A 15,027-nucleotide genomic window follows, 5' to 3' on the forward strand; every position below is an offset into this window, starting at 1 on the left:
GTTTTTGAATTGGCCGCTTTTTATTCGGCGGCCACAGTTTCTGGATCGGCGAGTGTGACGATGTCTGCCATAATTGTATTCAATTCAAAGTCTTTCGGCGTGTAAACGCGGGCGACTCCCATAGCGCGCAATCTTTTGGCGTCTTCTTCTGGAATAATACCACCCACGATTACGGGAATGTGATCCAATCCGGCGGCGCGCATTTGTTTCATTAAATCCTCGACCAATGGAATATGTGATCCCGAAAGAATTGAAAGCCCGACAACGTGATGTTCTCCTTCGGCGGCGGCGGAAACAATTTCCGACGGCGTCAGGCGAATACCCTCATAGGCAATTTCCATGCCGCAATCGCGGGCGCGGACGGCGATTTGTTCGGCCCCGTTCGAATGCCCGTCGAGCCCCGGTTTCCCGACAAGGAAGCTCAACCGGCGGCCCAGACGGGTGCTGACGGCATCCACGGCGTCGCGCAGGTCGTCCAGCCCCTCGGTCTTGTTTGACCGGCCTGAAGCAACGCCTGTTGGCCCACGGTATTCGCCGTGCACGCTGCGCATCTGTTCGGCCCATTCGCCGGTGGTAACCCCCGCCTTGGCGGCGGCGATAGAAGGTTCCATTACATTGCGGCCTTCGGCGGCGGCGGCGCGCAGATCGGCCAGCGCCTTGTCCACGGCGGCCTGGTCGCGGCTGTCGCGCCATGCGTTCAGACGGTTGATCTGGTCGGCCTCGACCGCGGGGTCCACGACCATGATGCCGCCATCACCCGTCATCAGGGGCGAGGGTTCGCCCTGTTGCCACTTGTTCACGCCCACGACGATGGTTTCGCCGGCCTCGATCCGGCCCAGACGGTCGGCGTTGCTTTCGACCAGACGGGACTTCATATAGTCAATCGCCGAAATCGCGCCGCCCATATCGTCAAGGTTCGCGAGCTCGGCCCGTGCGCCCTCTTTCAGCGCTTCGACCTTGCGGTCCACGGCGGGGTTGCCATCGAACAGGTCGTCAAACTCCAGCAGGTCGGTCTCGTAGGCCATGATCTGCTGCATCCGCATCGACCATTGCTGGTCCCACGGGCGCGGCAGGCCAAGCGCTTCGTTCCACGCGGGCAGCTGCACGGCGCGGGCGCGGGCGTTCTTTGACAGGGTCACCGCAAGCATCTCGATCAGGATGCGGTAGACGTTATTTTCGGGCTGCTGTTCGGTCAGCCCGAGGGAGTTCACCTGCACACCGTAGCGGAAGCGGCGATATTTCGGGTCTTCAACGCCATAGCGGTCGCGGCAGATTTCGTCCCAAAGGTCGCCAAAGGCGCGCATCTTGCACATCTCGGTGACAAAGCGGATGCCCGCGTTCACAAAGAAAGAGATCCGCCCCACCAGCATGGGGAAGTCCTCTTCGGGGACGCGGGGGCGCAGGGCGTCCAGCACGGCGGTGGCGGTGGCAAGGGCAAAGGCCAGCTCTTGCTCGGGCGTGGCACCGGCCTCTTGCAGGTGGTAGGAACAGACGTTCATCGGGTTCCACTTGGGCACGTTGGTATAGCAATACTCGGCCACATCCGCGATCATCTTGAGAGACGGGGCAGGCGGGCAGATATAGGTGCCACGCGACAGGTATTCCTTGATCAGGTCGTTCTGCACGGTGCCTTGCAGCTTGGACACATCCGCGCCCTGTTCCTCGGCCACAGCAATATACAGCGCCAGCAGCCACGGCGCGGTGGCGTTGATTGTCATCGAGGTGTTCATCTGCTCAAGCGGGATATCCTTGAACAGGCTGCGCATATCGCCCAGATGCGCCACGGGCACGCCCACTTTGCCGACTTCGCCGCGCGACAGGATGTGATCGCTGTCATATCCGGTCTGGGTGGGCAGGTCGAAGGCGACCGACAGGCCGGTCTGCCCTTTCAAAAGGTTCGCGCGATACAGCGCATTGGATGCCTCGGCGGTGGAGTGTCCGGCGTAGGTGCGGATCAGCCAGGGGCGGTCTTTTTGCGGTTGCGACATGGGGCGGCCTTTCGTGAATCGAATGGGTAATATTCTTGCGCTGGTCGATTGATACGTGAAATAATCAGGCGCTGTCAATTCGCTGCATTGCGGCATGGGCGAAAGCCGCTGCGTTACGGTCGCGCGTGCCTTGCCTAGGGGTGCCCTATGTGTGGTTGACTGTTTTATGTTGCCCAGACAGCGCGGGTCCTGCAAGGGTTGGGCGATGACGCAAACGATTGAACTTCCCGTCTGGCTTTTCGCGGTGATCCTGCTGTTCGCGGCTGTGACCGCGCTTAGCCATTTCCTGTTGCCCTCGGTCCGGTGGTTCTTTCGCAGACGGCTGGAGAAAGCTGTCGCACAGCTGAACACGCGGCTGACCCGCCCGATTGAACCGTTCAAGCTGGCGCGGCGGCACGATATGATCCAGCGGTTGATCTATGACCCGCAGATCAGTCAGGCGATTGTGGATCACGCGCGCGCCGAAGGTATCCCCGAAAACGTCGCCTCCGAACAGGCGCGCCGCTATGCCCGCGAGATCGTCCCGAGTTTTAGCGCCTTTGCCTATTTCAGCTTTGGCATCCGGCTGGCGCGGTTTCTGGCGAATGCGCTGTATGATGTGCGCACCGGATCGCGCAACGACGCGGTGATCGAAGGTATCCCGTCAGAGGCCACGGTCATCTTTGTGATGAACCACCGCAGCAACATGGACTACGTGCTGGTGACCTACCTCGCGGGGGAGGCGTCGGCGCTCAGCTATGCTGTGGGGGAATGGGCGCGTGTCTGGCCGCTCAGCCGGTTGATCCGGTCGATGGGGGCGTATTTCATCCGGCGCAAATCGCGCGGCGCGCTGTATCGCAAGGTCTTGGCCCGCTATGTGCAGATGGCGACCGAAGGCGGGGTGACCCAGGCGATCTTCCCCGAGGGCGGGCTGAGCCTGAACGGCAAGTTGATGCCGCCCAAGATGGGGCTGCTTGGCTATGTGCTTGAGGCCGAATTGAAAGACCGCGATGTCGTCTTTGTGCCGGTGGCAATCAACTATGACCGTGTGCTGGAAGACCGCGTGTTGATTGCTGCGGACGCGGCAGGCACGCGCCGCTTCGATGCGCAAATCTCGGTCATTTTGAAATTCATTGTTCGCAAGATCTGGCTGCGTCTGCGCGGCAAATTCCTGCGCTTCGGCGAGGCTGTGGTCGTGTTCGGCACGCCGGTACATTTGCGCGACTATGGCGACGCGCCGAATGTGGACGGGCTGGCGCAGGATCTGATGGGGCGGATCGAACACGAGATGCCACTGCTGTTCGTGCCCTTGCTGGCGCGGGTGCTGCTGCTGGCGGAAAAGCCGCTGGATGGCGTCGCACTGGAACAGGAAATGCAAGGCATGGCCGCGCGGGCCTCTCGACGAGGCCGCGGTCGTGGCGCAGGACTTCGCCGCCAATGTCGCCCGAGCACGCGATCATCTGGTGCAGCGCGGGATGATCACGGCGTCGGATCGTGGCTATGCCCCCGCCGACGGGCAACGTCCCGCCTTGCGCTTCTACGCGAACTCTATCGCCCATTTCTTTGACAGATAGGTCACACAAGCAAAACTCCTGCCGAAATTGCTGCGACTGCAAAGTCATAAAATTACAATTACAGGTCAAATGGTGTTGCATTGTTGCGCGAAGGGTCATATTCCACCAGTAGACGCCGCGATTCTGCACTGCGGCACAAACCTATTCTGACTGTGGAGACCGACATGGCCTTGGACACGAATATCGCGCAATACGACGCACCGGAAAAAGACCTTTACGAGATCGGGGAAATCCCGCCGATGGGCTACGTTCCAAAGCAGATGTACGCATGGACCATCCGCAAGGAACGCCACGGGAACCCCAATACCGCGATGCTCGAAGAGGTCGTGGACGTGCCGACGCTCGACAGTCACGAGGTGCTTGTCCTCGTGATGGCGGCGGGTGTGAACTATAACGGTGTCTGGGCTGCCTTGGGCAAACCCATCAGCCCCTTCGACGGCCACAAGCAGCCCTTCCACATTGCGGGCTCTGACGCGTCGGGCATCGTCTGGGCGGTTGGCGACAAGGTCAAACGCTGGAAGGTCGGCGACGAAGTCGTGATCCACTGCAACCAGGATGACGGCGACGACGAAGAGTGCAACGGCGGCGATCCGATGTATTCTCCCAGCCAGCGTATCTGGGGCTACGAGACCCCCGACGGATCCTTTGCCCAGTTTACCAATGTGCAGGCGCAGCAGCTGATGCCTCGCCCCAAGCACCTGACATGGGAAGAGGCCGCTTGCTACACGCTGACGCTGGCCACCGCCTATCGGATGCTGTTCGGCCACGAGCCTCATGACCTGAAACCGGGCCAGAACGTGCTGGTCTGGGGCGCCTCGGGCGGTCTGGGGTCCTATGCGATCCAGCTGATCAACACCGCTGGCGCGAATGCGATTGGCGTGATCTCGGATGAATCCAAGCGTGACTTCGTGATGGATCTGGGCGCCAAGGGCGTTCTGAACCGCAAGGACTTCAACTGCTGGGGTCAGATGCCCACCGTGAACACGCCCGAATATGCGGCTTGGTTCAAAGAGGCGCGCAAGTTCGGTGCCGCGATCTGGGAGATTACAGGCAAGGGCGTGAACGTCGACATGGTGTTTGAACACCCCGGCGAGGCGACGTTCCCAGTGTCCACCTTTGTCTGCAAAAAGGGCGGCATGGTCGTAATCTGCGCGGGGACTTCGGGTTTCAACCTGACGTTCGACGTGCGCTATATGTGGATGCACCAGAAGCGTTTGCAGGGCAGCCACTTTGCCCACCTCAAGCAGGCGTCCGCCGCCAACAAACTGATGGTGGAGCGCCGTCTTGATCCGTGCATGTCCGAAGTGTTCACTTGGGCCGATCTGCCCGACGCGCACATGAAGATGATGGCGAACGAGCATAAGCCGGGCAACATGTCGGTACTGGTGCAATCGCCCAAGACCGGCCTGCGCACGCTCGAAGACGCGCTGGACGCAAAAAAATAAGTCGGTGGCCCCCGTTCAGGGGGTGCTGACAACCGGCTGACCAGACACCCGCGCACCAATCCATCGGTGCGCGGGTGTTGTCGTATTTGGCATCACGCGGCGGTTTGGCACGGGCTGATTGCGCGAATAGCGGCGATGCCATCTGGCCCCCGGTGCCGCGCTGAATTAGGGTCGCGCCATGACAGTACCTGCCCTTGCCTATTCCGCCGATCAGGCGGCTGCCTTTGACAGCGTGACCGAGATGTTGCGCCACGCGGGCATCGATCTGGATGACAATCTGCTGATGCCCCCTGCGGGCGGGGCGGACCAAGTGCTGGCGGTGACCGGCAAGGCGGGGTCGGGCAAAACACTGCTGCTGGCAGAACTGTACAAGGCGCTGGAAAATGCCGGCGTCGACATCGTTTCGGGCGATTACGAGCGCAAGAAGAAAGACAAGCGCACCCTTGCCATTCTGGCCCCCACCAACAAGGCGGCATCGGTCCTGCGGCTGCGTGGCGTGCCCGCGACGACGATCCACCGCATCCTCTATACGCCTGTCTATGACCCCGAATACGAACGCATCGCGGAATGGCTGGCGGGCAGCGGTGAACGCCCGGTGATCGAGGGGATGAACGAAGTCTCGCTGGACCGCGCCTTCGCGTTCTACGAGAACAACAAATCCATTCCCGGTGCCTTGGCCGCTGCGGGTCTGCGCGGCAGCGATTTCATCACCGGATGGAAGCGCCGCGAGGAACCGCTGGATATCGGGTTTGTCGATGAAAGTTCGATGCTGGACGACAAACAGTTCGAGGATCTGAAAGAGATCTTCCCGACGTTGCTGCTGTTTGGCGATCCGGCGCAGTTGGCCCCGGTGGGGCAGTCGGGCACGATGGTGTTTGAAAAGCTGCCCAAGGAACGGGTGCTGAACCTTAGCCGAATTCACCGGCAGCAGGCCGACAACCCGATCCTTGATCTGGCCCATGCGCTTGCCGACCCTGACCTGAGCTTTGAACAGTTCGAGCGTATGGTCGAAGACGCGTCAAAGAAGGACGACCGTGTCGTCTGGGGCCAGCGGGTCGAAGTGGACTTGATGGCGCGGTCGCCCGTGCTGGTCTGGCGCAATGCCACGCGCATCCGGCTGATCAACGCATTCCGGTCGGTCTATGGCGCGCCCGAAGACGCGCTGCTGGAGGGGGAGCCGCTGATCTGCGACGGGATCGAGCTGCCGTTGAAACACCGCAAGAAACGGCTCGACCTTGAAGCGCGCGGCCTGATCAAGGGCGCGCAGGTCGTCTATCTGGGGGCAGGGCGCAAACCGGGCTTTAGCCGCTTGCATGTGATGGGCGCGGAAGACCCGCAAATCTCTGCCGCGTCGATCGTGAAGATCGAAAAACCGGACGAGGAAGAACCCTTTATCCCTTTTGCTGCGCGCATGGGGGCGACGTTTTTGCATGGGGCGGCGGTGACGATCCATAAGGCGCAGGGCAGCCAATGGGACACGGTGCAGGTCTTTGCGCCCGACCTTTATGCAGCGGCGCGGATGGGCCGGTCAGAGGCGGGGCAACCGCTGTGGAAGCGGCTGGCCTATGTGGCGATCACCCGCGCGCAAGAGCGGCTGATTTGGGTCGTGCGCAACCGCCTGTCAAAACCGTCCGGAATGCTGCGGGTGGACGATCTGCGCGCGGCCCCTGCCGCCCCGCTGAGCCTTGAGACACAGACGGATGATCCGGCCTAGCGGCGCAACGCCGCAAAAAGGCTAGAGGCCCCCCAGCCCGCCGCGATGGCAATCGCCAGCGACAGCAGCCCGTAGACCAGCGCATTTTCCCGCGACAGGTTGAACAGCCAGCGTTCCAGCCCGACCTTGCGCACGTCGATCAACGTCCCGTATTGCGCCACGACGGACCCGCCGCGGGTCAGGAAAATGCGGGTGTTGTAATCGCCCTCGATCAAGGAGGCGGGCAGTTGCACCGTCGCGCGGAACAGGGTCTGTTCGTCCACGGTCACGCCTTCCTCTTCCAGTTGATACTGGTTCGCCTTGCTGCGGATGCGCACAAGCGCGTCCGAGAAGGCGGCGGAATCCTCGATATTCATCGGCGCACCGACCGACCGGATCGCCCGCGGGACAGAGATTTTATAGCGCAGGTCCTCGGTGCGGTTCAGCACGTCCTGCAAGGGGCCACTGGTGGCGACGGCATAGAAGCTGGGGGCACGGTCGACCTCGACGGCAGCGGTGTTCACCCAGATGCCAAAGGTCTTTTCCTTGCGCCGCACCGTGACCGGGGCCGACGGGCCGGACACGGTCACCACGACCTCAAGCTCGGGGCCTTCGGGGATCGGGGTCTCGCGTTTGACGGCCCCGAAGATGATGATCTCGGACCCGTTGAAATTGGTGGAGATAGAGACTTCGCTTTGGTTCAGGCCCAGCACGATCGCCTCATCCGCGGTGGCGGAGAAAGACAGGCAGGCCAGCGCTGCCACCAAAAGGGCACGCAGACGGATCATGAGGTGAACCCGACGGAATAAAGCTCTGCCGGTTGCAGCAACAGTTCCAGCGCCAGCTTGCCGCAGACGACCAGCACCAGAAGCGCAAGCAGGATCCGCAGCTGTTCCGCTTTGAGCTTGGTGCCAAGGCTGGTCCCGAACTGCGCGCCGATCACCCCGCCAATCAGCAGCAGCACGGCCAGTACGATGTCGACGGTATAGTTGGTGGTGGCGTGTAGCATCGTGGTAAACGCAGCCACAAAGATGATCTGGAACAGCGAGGTCCCGACAACCACCTTGGTCGGCATCCCCAGCAGATAGATCATCGCCGGTACCATGATAAAGCCGCCGCCAACGCCCATGATCGCGGCCAAAAGTCCGACAAAGGCCCCGACCAGCAGCGGTGGGATGACCGAGATATAAAGCCCCGTGACCCGAAAGCGCATCTTGAACGGCAGCTTCTGGATCCACGTGTGTTTCTTGCGCGGGGGGCGTTTGCCGCTGCGGGTCTTGTACATCGCGTTCAGTGATTCAATCAGCATCAGCCCACCGATGATGCCAAGGAAAACGACATAGCACAGGTTGACCAGCAGATCGACCTGACCCAGCGATTTGAGGTAGTTGAAGATGGTGACGCCCGCCGCGGCCCCGACCAGCCCGCCCGCCAGCAGCACGCTGCCCATGCGCAGATCCACCGTCTTGCGTTTCAGATGCACCAGCAGCGCCGAGAAGGAGGAGGCAACGATCTGGTTCGCGCCTGTGGCCACAGCGACCGCAGGGGGGATGCCGATAAAGAACAACAGCGGTGTGATCAGAAATCCGCCCCCGACGCCGAACATGCCGGATAGAACGCCCACGATACCGCCCAACCCCAAAAGGAGCAACGCGTTGACCGACAGCTCGGCAATGGGCAGGTAAATTTGCATAGAAGCAGTTAGACCGATCCAAAGGTTGAAATCAATCGTGGATGCTGCGCCGCCGCAATTTGCGACGGCGCGGGGAGCGTTAACGCTCTTTGACGTAGGGCTCGCCGCCGGCACGGGGCGGGATCGCCTTGCCGACAAAGCCCGCGAGGATGATCACGGTCATCACATAGGGCAGGGCGGCCAGCAACTGGCCCTGAACCTTGAAGTTCACCAATGCCTCGATCACGTCGGGGCGGGTTTCCAGCGCGCCGAACAGGCCGAACAGCAGCGTGGCCCACAGCGCGTACCACGGGCGCCACTTGGCAAAGATCAGCGCGGCAAGTGCGATATAGCCACGGCCTGCGGACATATCCTTGATGAAGCCGGCCTGCAGCGCCGTGCTGAGGTAGGCACCGGCAATACCGCAAAGCACGCCACAGATCAGCACCGCGGCATAGCGCAGCCCGATGACGGAAACCCCTGCGGTATCCACCGCCGCGGGGTTTTCGCCCACAGCGCGCAGACGCAGGCCAAAGCGTGTCCGGTACAGCAGCCACCATGTCGCAGGGACCGCGAGGAAGGCGAGGTAGACAAGGATCGAATGGCCCGAGATCAGCTCGGCATAGAGCGGGCCGATGATCGGGGTCTGGGCGATGTCATCGGCAAAGGGCAGGGTGATCGGATTGAACCGCGCCCCGCCGATCAGCGACGGCGTGCGCCCGCCTTGCTGGAACCAGTCCTGCGCGATCAGCACCGTCAGACCGGCGGCAAGAAAGTTGATCGCGACGCCGGAAATCAGCTGGTTACCGCGGAAGGTGATGGAGGCAAGCCCGTGCAGCAGGCTCAGCGCCATCGACGCGGCGATGCCGGCCAGCAGCCCCAGCCAGACGTTCCCCGTCAGCGATGCCACGGCCGCCGAAAAGAAGGCGGCCGCCAGCATCTTGCCATCAAGGCCGATGTCGAAAATACCGGCGCGTTCGGAAAACAGACCGGCAAGGCAGGCCAGCAGCAGCGGTGTGGCAAGGCGCACGGTGCTGTCGAACAGTTGGATGAGCGTGATATAATCCATTATTCAGCAGGCTCCACCGGTTTGCGTTCGGGCTTGGGGGCCCGTGCGGCGCGCAGCGCCAGAAAGATTTTCTCGAGCGGCATACGCACCATGTTGTCCAGCGCTCCGGTAAAGAGGATCACCAGCGCCTGAATGACGACGATCAGCTCGCGCGGGATCGAGGTCCAGAGCGCCAGTTCAGCACCACCCTGATAGAGGAACCCGAACAGGATCGCGGCAAGGAAAACGCCCAGAGGATGGCTGCGCCCCATCAGCGCCACAGCGATGCCGATAAAGCCCGCGCCTTCCGTGGCGTTCAGCACCAGCCGTTCAGCCTCGCCCATGACGTTGTTGATCGCCATCATGCCCGCCAAACCACCCGAGATGATCATCGCGATCATCGTGATCTTGACCGGAGAAATACCGGCGTATTTCGCGGCCGATTCCGAATGGCCGTAGGCACGGATCTCATACCCCAGCCGCGTGCGCCAGATCAGCACCCACAGGAAGATACAGGCCGCAACCGCCACCAGAAGCGAGATATTGGCGGGCGCGGCCTTGGAAAACTCGATCCCCAGCGGGGCAAGGATATCATGCAGCGTCGGCAGTTTGGTCGCGTCAGGAAAGCGTGCTGTTGCGGGGTCCATGCTGCCTTGGGGGCGCAGCATATTAACCAGAATATAGTTCAGCACCGCCGCTGCGATAAAGTTGAACATGATCGTGGTGATCACGATATGGCTGCCCCGTTTGGCTTGCAGGAACGCGGGGATCGCGGCCCAGGCGGCGCCGAACACGGCAGCCATTGCCGCGGCACCGATCAGGGCCAGCGACCAATGGGGCCACGGGATATACAGACAGGCCAGCGCCACGCCCAAACCGCCCAGCATCGCCTGGCCTTCACCACCGATATTGAACAGCCGCGCGTGAAAGGCGATGGCAACGCAAAGGCCGGTGAACATGAAGTTCGTGGCGTAATACAGCGTATAGCCCCAGCCATAGGTGCTGCCCAAAGCGCCGGACACCATCAGTTTGACGGCCGCAACGGGGTCTTCCCCGATGCCCAGAATGACCAGCGCCGACAGGATCGCTGCCAGCAATAGCGAAATCAAAGGCACGAGGACGACCTCGGCCCATTTTGGCATTACGTCCATGTTACACTTCCTTATGCGGATCGCCGCCCGCATGGGCCAGATTGTCTTCGATCTCTTCGATGGAATGGGGCGCATCGGTATCGGTGATGCCCGCCATCAGCAAGCCCAGTTCCTTTTCATCGGTCTGGCTGGCGTCGCGGATGCCCATGACCTGACCGTCGAACATGACAGCCACCCGGTCGCTGAGTGCGAGAATCTCTTCCAGCTCGACCGAGACCAGCAGGATCGCCTTGCCCTGATCGCGCAGGGCGACGATCTGTTCGTGGATGAATTCGATTGCGCCGATATCCACGCCACGGGTCGGCTGGCCGATCAGCAGCAGGTCGGGGTTGCGTTCGATCTCGCGCGCCAGAACGATCTTTTGCTGGTTCCCGCCGGAAAAGTTCTTGGCCGCCAGTTTGGGGTTTGGCGGACGCACGTCGAAACGTTCCATCTTTTCAACGGTGTCGGCCTTGATCGCGGCGTTATCCATCAACATGCCGCTGCGGTAGGCAGGGTCTTTGTGATAGCCGAAGGCGGTGTTTTCCCACGCCTGATACTCCATGATCAGACCTTCGCGCTGGCGGTCTTCGGGGACATGGGCGATGCCGTGGTTGCGGCGGGATTGGCCGTCGGATTTGTTGCCGGTCAGGTCCAGTGCTGTGCCATTGACGCGCACGCTGCCCTTGCCGGTCTGGTATCCGCCCAGAACCTCAAGCAGTTCGGACTGGCCATTGCCGGCCACGCCTGCAACGCCAAGGATTTCGCCCGCGCGGACTTGCAGATCGATGCCGCGCAGACGCTCGACGCCCTTGTCATCAACGACGCGCAGCCCTTCGACATCCAGAATGACCGGGCCGGGGGCCGCGGGTTTCTTGTCAACACGCAGCAGTACCTTGCGGCCGACCATCAGCTCCGCCAGTTCGGCGGGCGAGGTTTCGGCGGTCTTGACGGTGGCGGTCATCTCGCCGCGGCGCATGACCGATACGGTGTCCGTCGTCTCCATGATCTCGCGCAGCTTGTGGGTGATCAGGATGATCGTCTTCCCTTCGGAGCGCAGACGCCCGAGGATGCGGAACAGCTGGTCGGCCTCGGCTGGGGTCAGCACGCCCGTGGGCTCATCCAGAATGAGGATATCGGCCTGACGATACAGCGCCTTGAGGATTTCCACCCGTTGCTGCATGCCGACGCCGATGTCTTGCACCAGCGCGTCGGGGTCCACCTTCAGGCCGTAGTCATCGGCCAGCTTCATCAGCGATTTGCGCGCCTTGGCCAGTGATGGCTTCAACAGCCGCCCGTCTTCGGCACCCAGAATGATGTTTTCCAGGACCGTGAAATTTTCAACCAGTTTGAAGTGCTGGAACACCATCCCGATGCCTGCAGCAATCGCGGCCTGGCTGTCAGGGATGTCGGTCTTTTTACCGGCGATATAGATGTCGCCTTTGTCGGCTTTGTAGAATCCGTAAAGGATCGACATCAGCGTCGATTTGCCCGCGCCGTTTTCCCCGATGATCCCATGGATCGTGCCGGGCATGACGCGGATAGAGATGTCTTTATTGGCCTGTACCGGACCAAAGGCCTTGGAGATGCCTTTCAGCTCGATCGCCGGAGCGGCAGTTTCCTGCCGCTCCGTATGTGTTGCAGTGCTCACGCTTAGAAGCTCAGGCTCGGGCAGCTGTCGTCGGACATGTAGTCATGTACCTCAAGCGACCCGTCTGCGATCTTGGCTGCTGCTTCATCCACAGCGGCCTGCATTTCCGCGGTAACCAGTGCCTTGTTGTGTTCGTCAATCGCGACGCCCACGCCTTCGTTGCCAACGCCCATGACGTTAAAGCCTTTTTCCATGCCGGGACCATCGGACATCGCGTCAAACACAGCATTGTCCACGCGTTTGATCATCGAGGTCAGGACTTTGCCCGGGTGCAGGTGGTTCTGGTTGCTGTCCACGCCGATCGACAGGATGTCTTCGTCGGCTGCGGTTTGCAGAACGCCAACGCCTGTGCCGCCCGCGGCTGCATAGACAACATCAGCACCCTGGCTGATCTGCGCTTTGGTCAGCTCGGACCCTTTTACGGGGTCGTTCCATGCGGCAGGGGTCGAACCGGTCATGTTCGAAATCACGGTCGCGTCGGGGTTCACGGCCAGAACGCCTTGGGCGTAGCCGCAGGCGAACTTGCGGATCAGGGGGATGTCCATGCCGCCGATGAAACCGACAGTGTTGGATTCAGAAGGCCATCGCCGCCATCATACCGACCAGATAGGACCCTTCGTGTTCGTTGAAGACAACGGAACGGACGTTGGGCGCGTCGACAACCATGTCGATGATGACAAAATCGGTATCAGGGTAATCGCCTGCCACCTGGCCAAGCGCATCACCAAAGGCAAAGCCGGTCATCACGATGGGGTTGGAGCCCGCTTCGGCGAAACGGCGCAGCGCCTGTTCACGCTGTGCTTCGGACTGCAGTTCGATCTCGCGGAAGCTTTCACCGGTCTCTTCGGCCCAGCGTTGCGCGCCAGCAAAGGCGGCTTCGTTGAAGGATTTATCGAATTTGCCGCCAAGGTCGAAGATCAGGGCGGGTTCGGCCAGAGCCGCACCGGCACTAAGAGCCGTGGCCGCAGCAGCGCCGAGGAATTTGGTCATAAGGGTCATGGAGTGTCTCCCGGTTTATTGTGTTGGGGCGCAAGCGCGAGGCCTTTGCCCGGTCGCAGTTCCGCGCTTGCGCCCGGTTCCGTCGATCAGATGTACGATACTGCGTAGCCCATGGGTAGGGTCAACCGGATTCTCAAGCGCTTGGGGATGATATTGCCTATTAACCGTGCGTAAACTGACGCGAAAGGATCAATGCATCAACGGATGGCGCATCTTTACGCTGATAATACCCGCGACGTGTGGCCGTCTGGCGAAACCCTGCGGAAGTGTAAAGTGCGATGGCTGCGGTATTGTCGGCGGCGACTTCTAGAAAGGCGGTGTCGGCCTGCGCTTCAAGCCCGTCCATCCAGCGTTGCAGCAAGCGGCGGCCAATACCCTGACGTTGGGCTGCGGGATCAACGGCGAGGGTCAGCAGCTCTGCCTCTCCCGCGAAGAGGCGGGTCAGGGCAAAGCCCTGCGGCTCCGCCAGATGGGTCACAAAAGGGGAGGCCAGCAGATCGGCGATCTCTTGCGCCGTCCACGCACGGTCTTGCACAAAAGCGGCGGCGTGAATCCGCGCCATATCCTGCGGCGTCATGAAAAGATCGCGGGCGGTGTGTCGCGAGCCGGGGCGGCATCGGCGGGGCGCAGATACAGCGGGGCAGGGCGCGGGGTCTGGGTGCCAAGCTTCGTGGCGGCAATGCGTGCCGTTGCCTCTGCCACGGGCATACGAGGGGGCAAGGCGGTGCCGTTACAAAGTGCTGCGATCATATCGGCCTGATGCCCCACACAGACGGGATCGGCGCGCGAGGGCACCGAAGGCAGATCATCCAACCCACACATCACAGGGTCGCGGTCATCCATCGTGCCGAACACCTGCACGAACAGCTTGTCCTGCCGCGCATCGATGCTGCTGATGACAACGCCGTCATGCCCGAAGGCCAGCGCCTGAAGATGAGACACACCTATCGCAGGCACCCCAAGGCCAAGCGCGAGCCCGCGCGCGGCCGAGACCGCGATGCGGATCCCGGTGAAGTTCCCCGGCCCGATGCCGACGCCAATCGCTGTCAGATCGCTATAGGCCACATCTGCGCTGGCCAGCACCTCGGCACATAGGCCAAGCAGCCGTTCGCCCTGACCCTTGTTCATCGGTTCCTCGACGCTGGCGATGATCTGGTCGCCCGACAGCAAAGCGGCCGCACAATGTGCGGCCGATGTATCAAACGCCAGGAGAAGAGGCGTCTTAGGCAACCGGGCGTACCTCGGTTACTTCGGGGATGTAGTGGCGCAGCAGGTTCTCGATGCCCATTTTCAACGTCAATGTGGACGATGGGCAGCCCGCGCAGGCCCCTTGCATGTGCAGATAGACAACGCCGCGCTCGAACCCGTGGAAGGTGATGTCGCCGCCGTCCTGAGCCACGGCAGGGCGCACGCGGCTGTCCAGCAATTCCTTGATCTGGCCGACGATCGCACCGTCTTCGCCGGTATGCTCCGCATGGCCCGACGCGTGGTCATGGCCGGTTTCCATCACCGGCTGGCCGGATTGAAAATGCTCCATAATCGCGCCAAGCAGGGCGGGTTTCAGGTGGTCCCATTCGATCCCGTCAGCCTTGGTGATGGTCACGAAATCGGTGCCGAAGAACACGCCGGTCACGCCTTCGACAGCGAACAGACGCGTGGCCAAAGGCGAGGCGCTGGCGGCTTCGGGGGCGGGGAAATCGGCGGTGCCCATCTCCAGCACGGTCTGACCGGGCAGGAATTTCAACGTTGCGGGGTTGGGCGTGGATTCGGTCTGAATAAACATCACATGCTCCTGAAAGGGTTGATGCAGATATGCGACCTGAGCGCGCGCAAGTCAAGGTTTGGAAC

General features: G+C 61.5%; 11 protein-coding genes and 2 pseudogenes. 3 read left to right on the forward strand and 10 right to left on the reverse strand.

What is annotated here, in order from left to right:
• Nucleotides 1–20: 20 nt before the first annotated feature.
• Nucleotides 21–2,012 (reverse strand): methylmalonyl-CoA mutase family protein, encoded by a 1,992-nt coding sequence (locus SJY36_RS02500; RefSeq protein WP_386170688.1) that lies wholly within the window; start codon nt 2,010–2,012, stop codon nt 21–23.
• Nucleotides 2,013–2,193: 181 nt separating this feature from the next.
• Here SJY36_RS02500 and SJY36_RS02505 point away from each other — a divergent pair.
• The 3 genes and pseudogenes from SJY36_RS02505 to SJY36_RS02515 all read left to right on the forward strand — a co-directional run bounded on the left by SJY36_RS02505 (nt 2,194) and on the right by SJY36_RS02515 (nt 6,700).
• Nucleotides 2,194–3,541 (forward strand): annotated as a pseudogene (locus SJY36_RS02505) (1-acyl-sn-glycerol-3-phosphate acyltransferase).
• A gap of 164 nt (nt 3,542–3,705) precedes the next feature.
• Nucleotides 3,706–4,986 (forward strand): crotonyl-CoA carboxylase/reductase, encoded by a 1,281-nt coding sequence (gene ccrA, locus SJY36_RS02510; RefSeq protein WP_009826059.1) that lies wholly within the window; start codon nt 3,706–3,708, stop codon nt 4,984–4,986.
• Between the two features lie 178 nt (nt 4,987–5,164).
• Nucleotides 5,165–6,700, forward strand: a complete 1,536-nt coding sequence (locus tag SJY36_RS02515; RefSeq protein ID WP_386172797.1) for an ATP-dependent RecD-like DNA helicase — start codon at nt 5,165–5,167, stop codon at nt 6,698–6,700.
• Here SJY36_RS02515 and SJY36_RS02520 read toward each other — a convergent pair.
• The 9 genes and pseudogenes from SJY36_RS02520 to SJY36_RS02560 all read right to left on the reverse strand — a co-directional run bounded on the left by SJY36_RS02520 (nt 6,697) and on the right by SJY36_RS02560 (nt 14,962).
• A complete protein-coding gene (locus SJY36_RS02520; protein ID WP_386172799.1) occupies nt 6,697–7,467 on the reverse strand; it encodes a TIGR02186 family protein in 771 nt (256 codons plus the stop codon). The two genes, SJY36_RS02515 and SJY36_RS02520, sit on opposite strands and share 4 nt — an antisense overlap.
• Nucleotides 7,464–8,372 carry a sulfite exporter TauE/SafE family protein gene (locus tag SJY36_RS02525; protein ID WP_386172801.1) on the reverse strand — a complete coding sequence of 303 codons (909 nt, stop codon included), beginning with the start codon at nt 8,370–8,372 and terminating at the stop codon, nt 7,464–7,466. Before SJY36_RS02525 ends, SJY36_RS02520 begins: the two co-directional genes overlap by 4 nt.
• A gap of 79 nt (nt 8,373–8,451) precedes the next feature.
• The gene (locus tag SJY36_RS02530; RefSeq protein WP_005851549.1) at nt 8,452–9,420 is read right to left on the reverse strand and encodes an ABC transporter permease; all 969 of its coding nucleotides are present in this window, start codon (nt 9,418–9,420) and stop codon (nt 8,452–8,454) included.
• Nucleotides 9,420–10,550 carry an ABC transporter permease gene (locus SJY36_RS02535; protein ID WP_005851551.1) on the reverse strand — a complete coding sequence of 377 codons (1,131 nt, stop codon included), beginning with the start codon at nt 10,548–10,550 and terminating at the stop codon, nt 9,420–9,422. The genes SJY36_RS02530 and SJY36_RS02535 overlap by 1 nt, the downstream gene beginning before the upstream one ends.
• Before the next feature lies 1 nt (nt 10,551).
• Entirely contained in the window at nt 10,552–12,180 is a 1,629-nt protein-coding gene (locus SJY36_RS02540; protein WP_037943278.1) for an ABC transporter ATP-binding protein, read from the reverse strand.
• 2 nt (nt 12,181–12,182) lie between these two features.
• Nucleotides 12,183–13,179, reverse strand: a pseudogene (locus SJY36_RS02545) (BMP family protein).
• A gap of 160 nt (nt 13,180–13,339) precedes the next feature.
• Complete coding sequence (locus tag SJY36_RS02550; RefSeq protein ID WP_386172804.1) at nt 13,340–13,756, reverse strand: GNAT family N-acetyltransferase; 417 nt, start codon at nt 13,754–13,756, stop codon at nt 13,340–13,342.
• Complete coding sequence (gene tsaB / locus SJY36_RS02555) at nt 13,753–14,409, reverse strand: tRNA (adenosine(37)-N6)-threonylcarbamoyltransferase complex dimerization subunit type 1 TsaB (RefSeq protein WP_386172806.1); 657 nt, start codon at nt 14,407–14,409, stop codon at nt 13,753–13,755. Before tsaB ends, SJY36_RS02550 begins: the two co-directional genes overlap by 4 nt.
• The gene (locus SJY36_RS02560; protein WP_005851560.1) at nt 14,402–14,962 is read right to left on the reverse strand and encodes a NifU family protein; all 561 of its coding nucleotides are present in this window, start codon (nt 14,960–14,962) and stop codon (nt 14,402–14,404) included. Before SJY36_RS02560 ends, tsaB begins: the two co-directional genes overlap by 8 nt.
• Between the last annotated feature and the right edge of the window lie 65 nt (nt 14,963–15,027).

The sequence above is a fragment of the Sulfitobacter sp. R86518 genome (genome assembly GCF_042466275.1).
In the GTDB taxonomy this organism is placed as follows: Bacteria; Pseudomonadota; Alphaproteobacteria; order Rhodobacterales; family Rhodobacteraceae; genus Sulfitobacter; species Sulfitobacter pontiacus.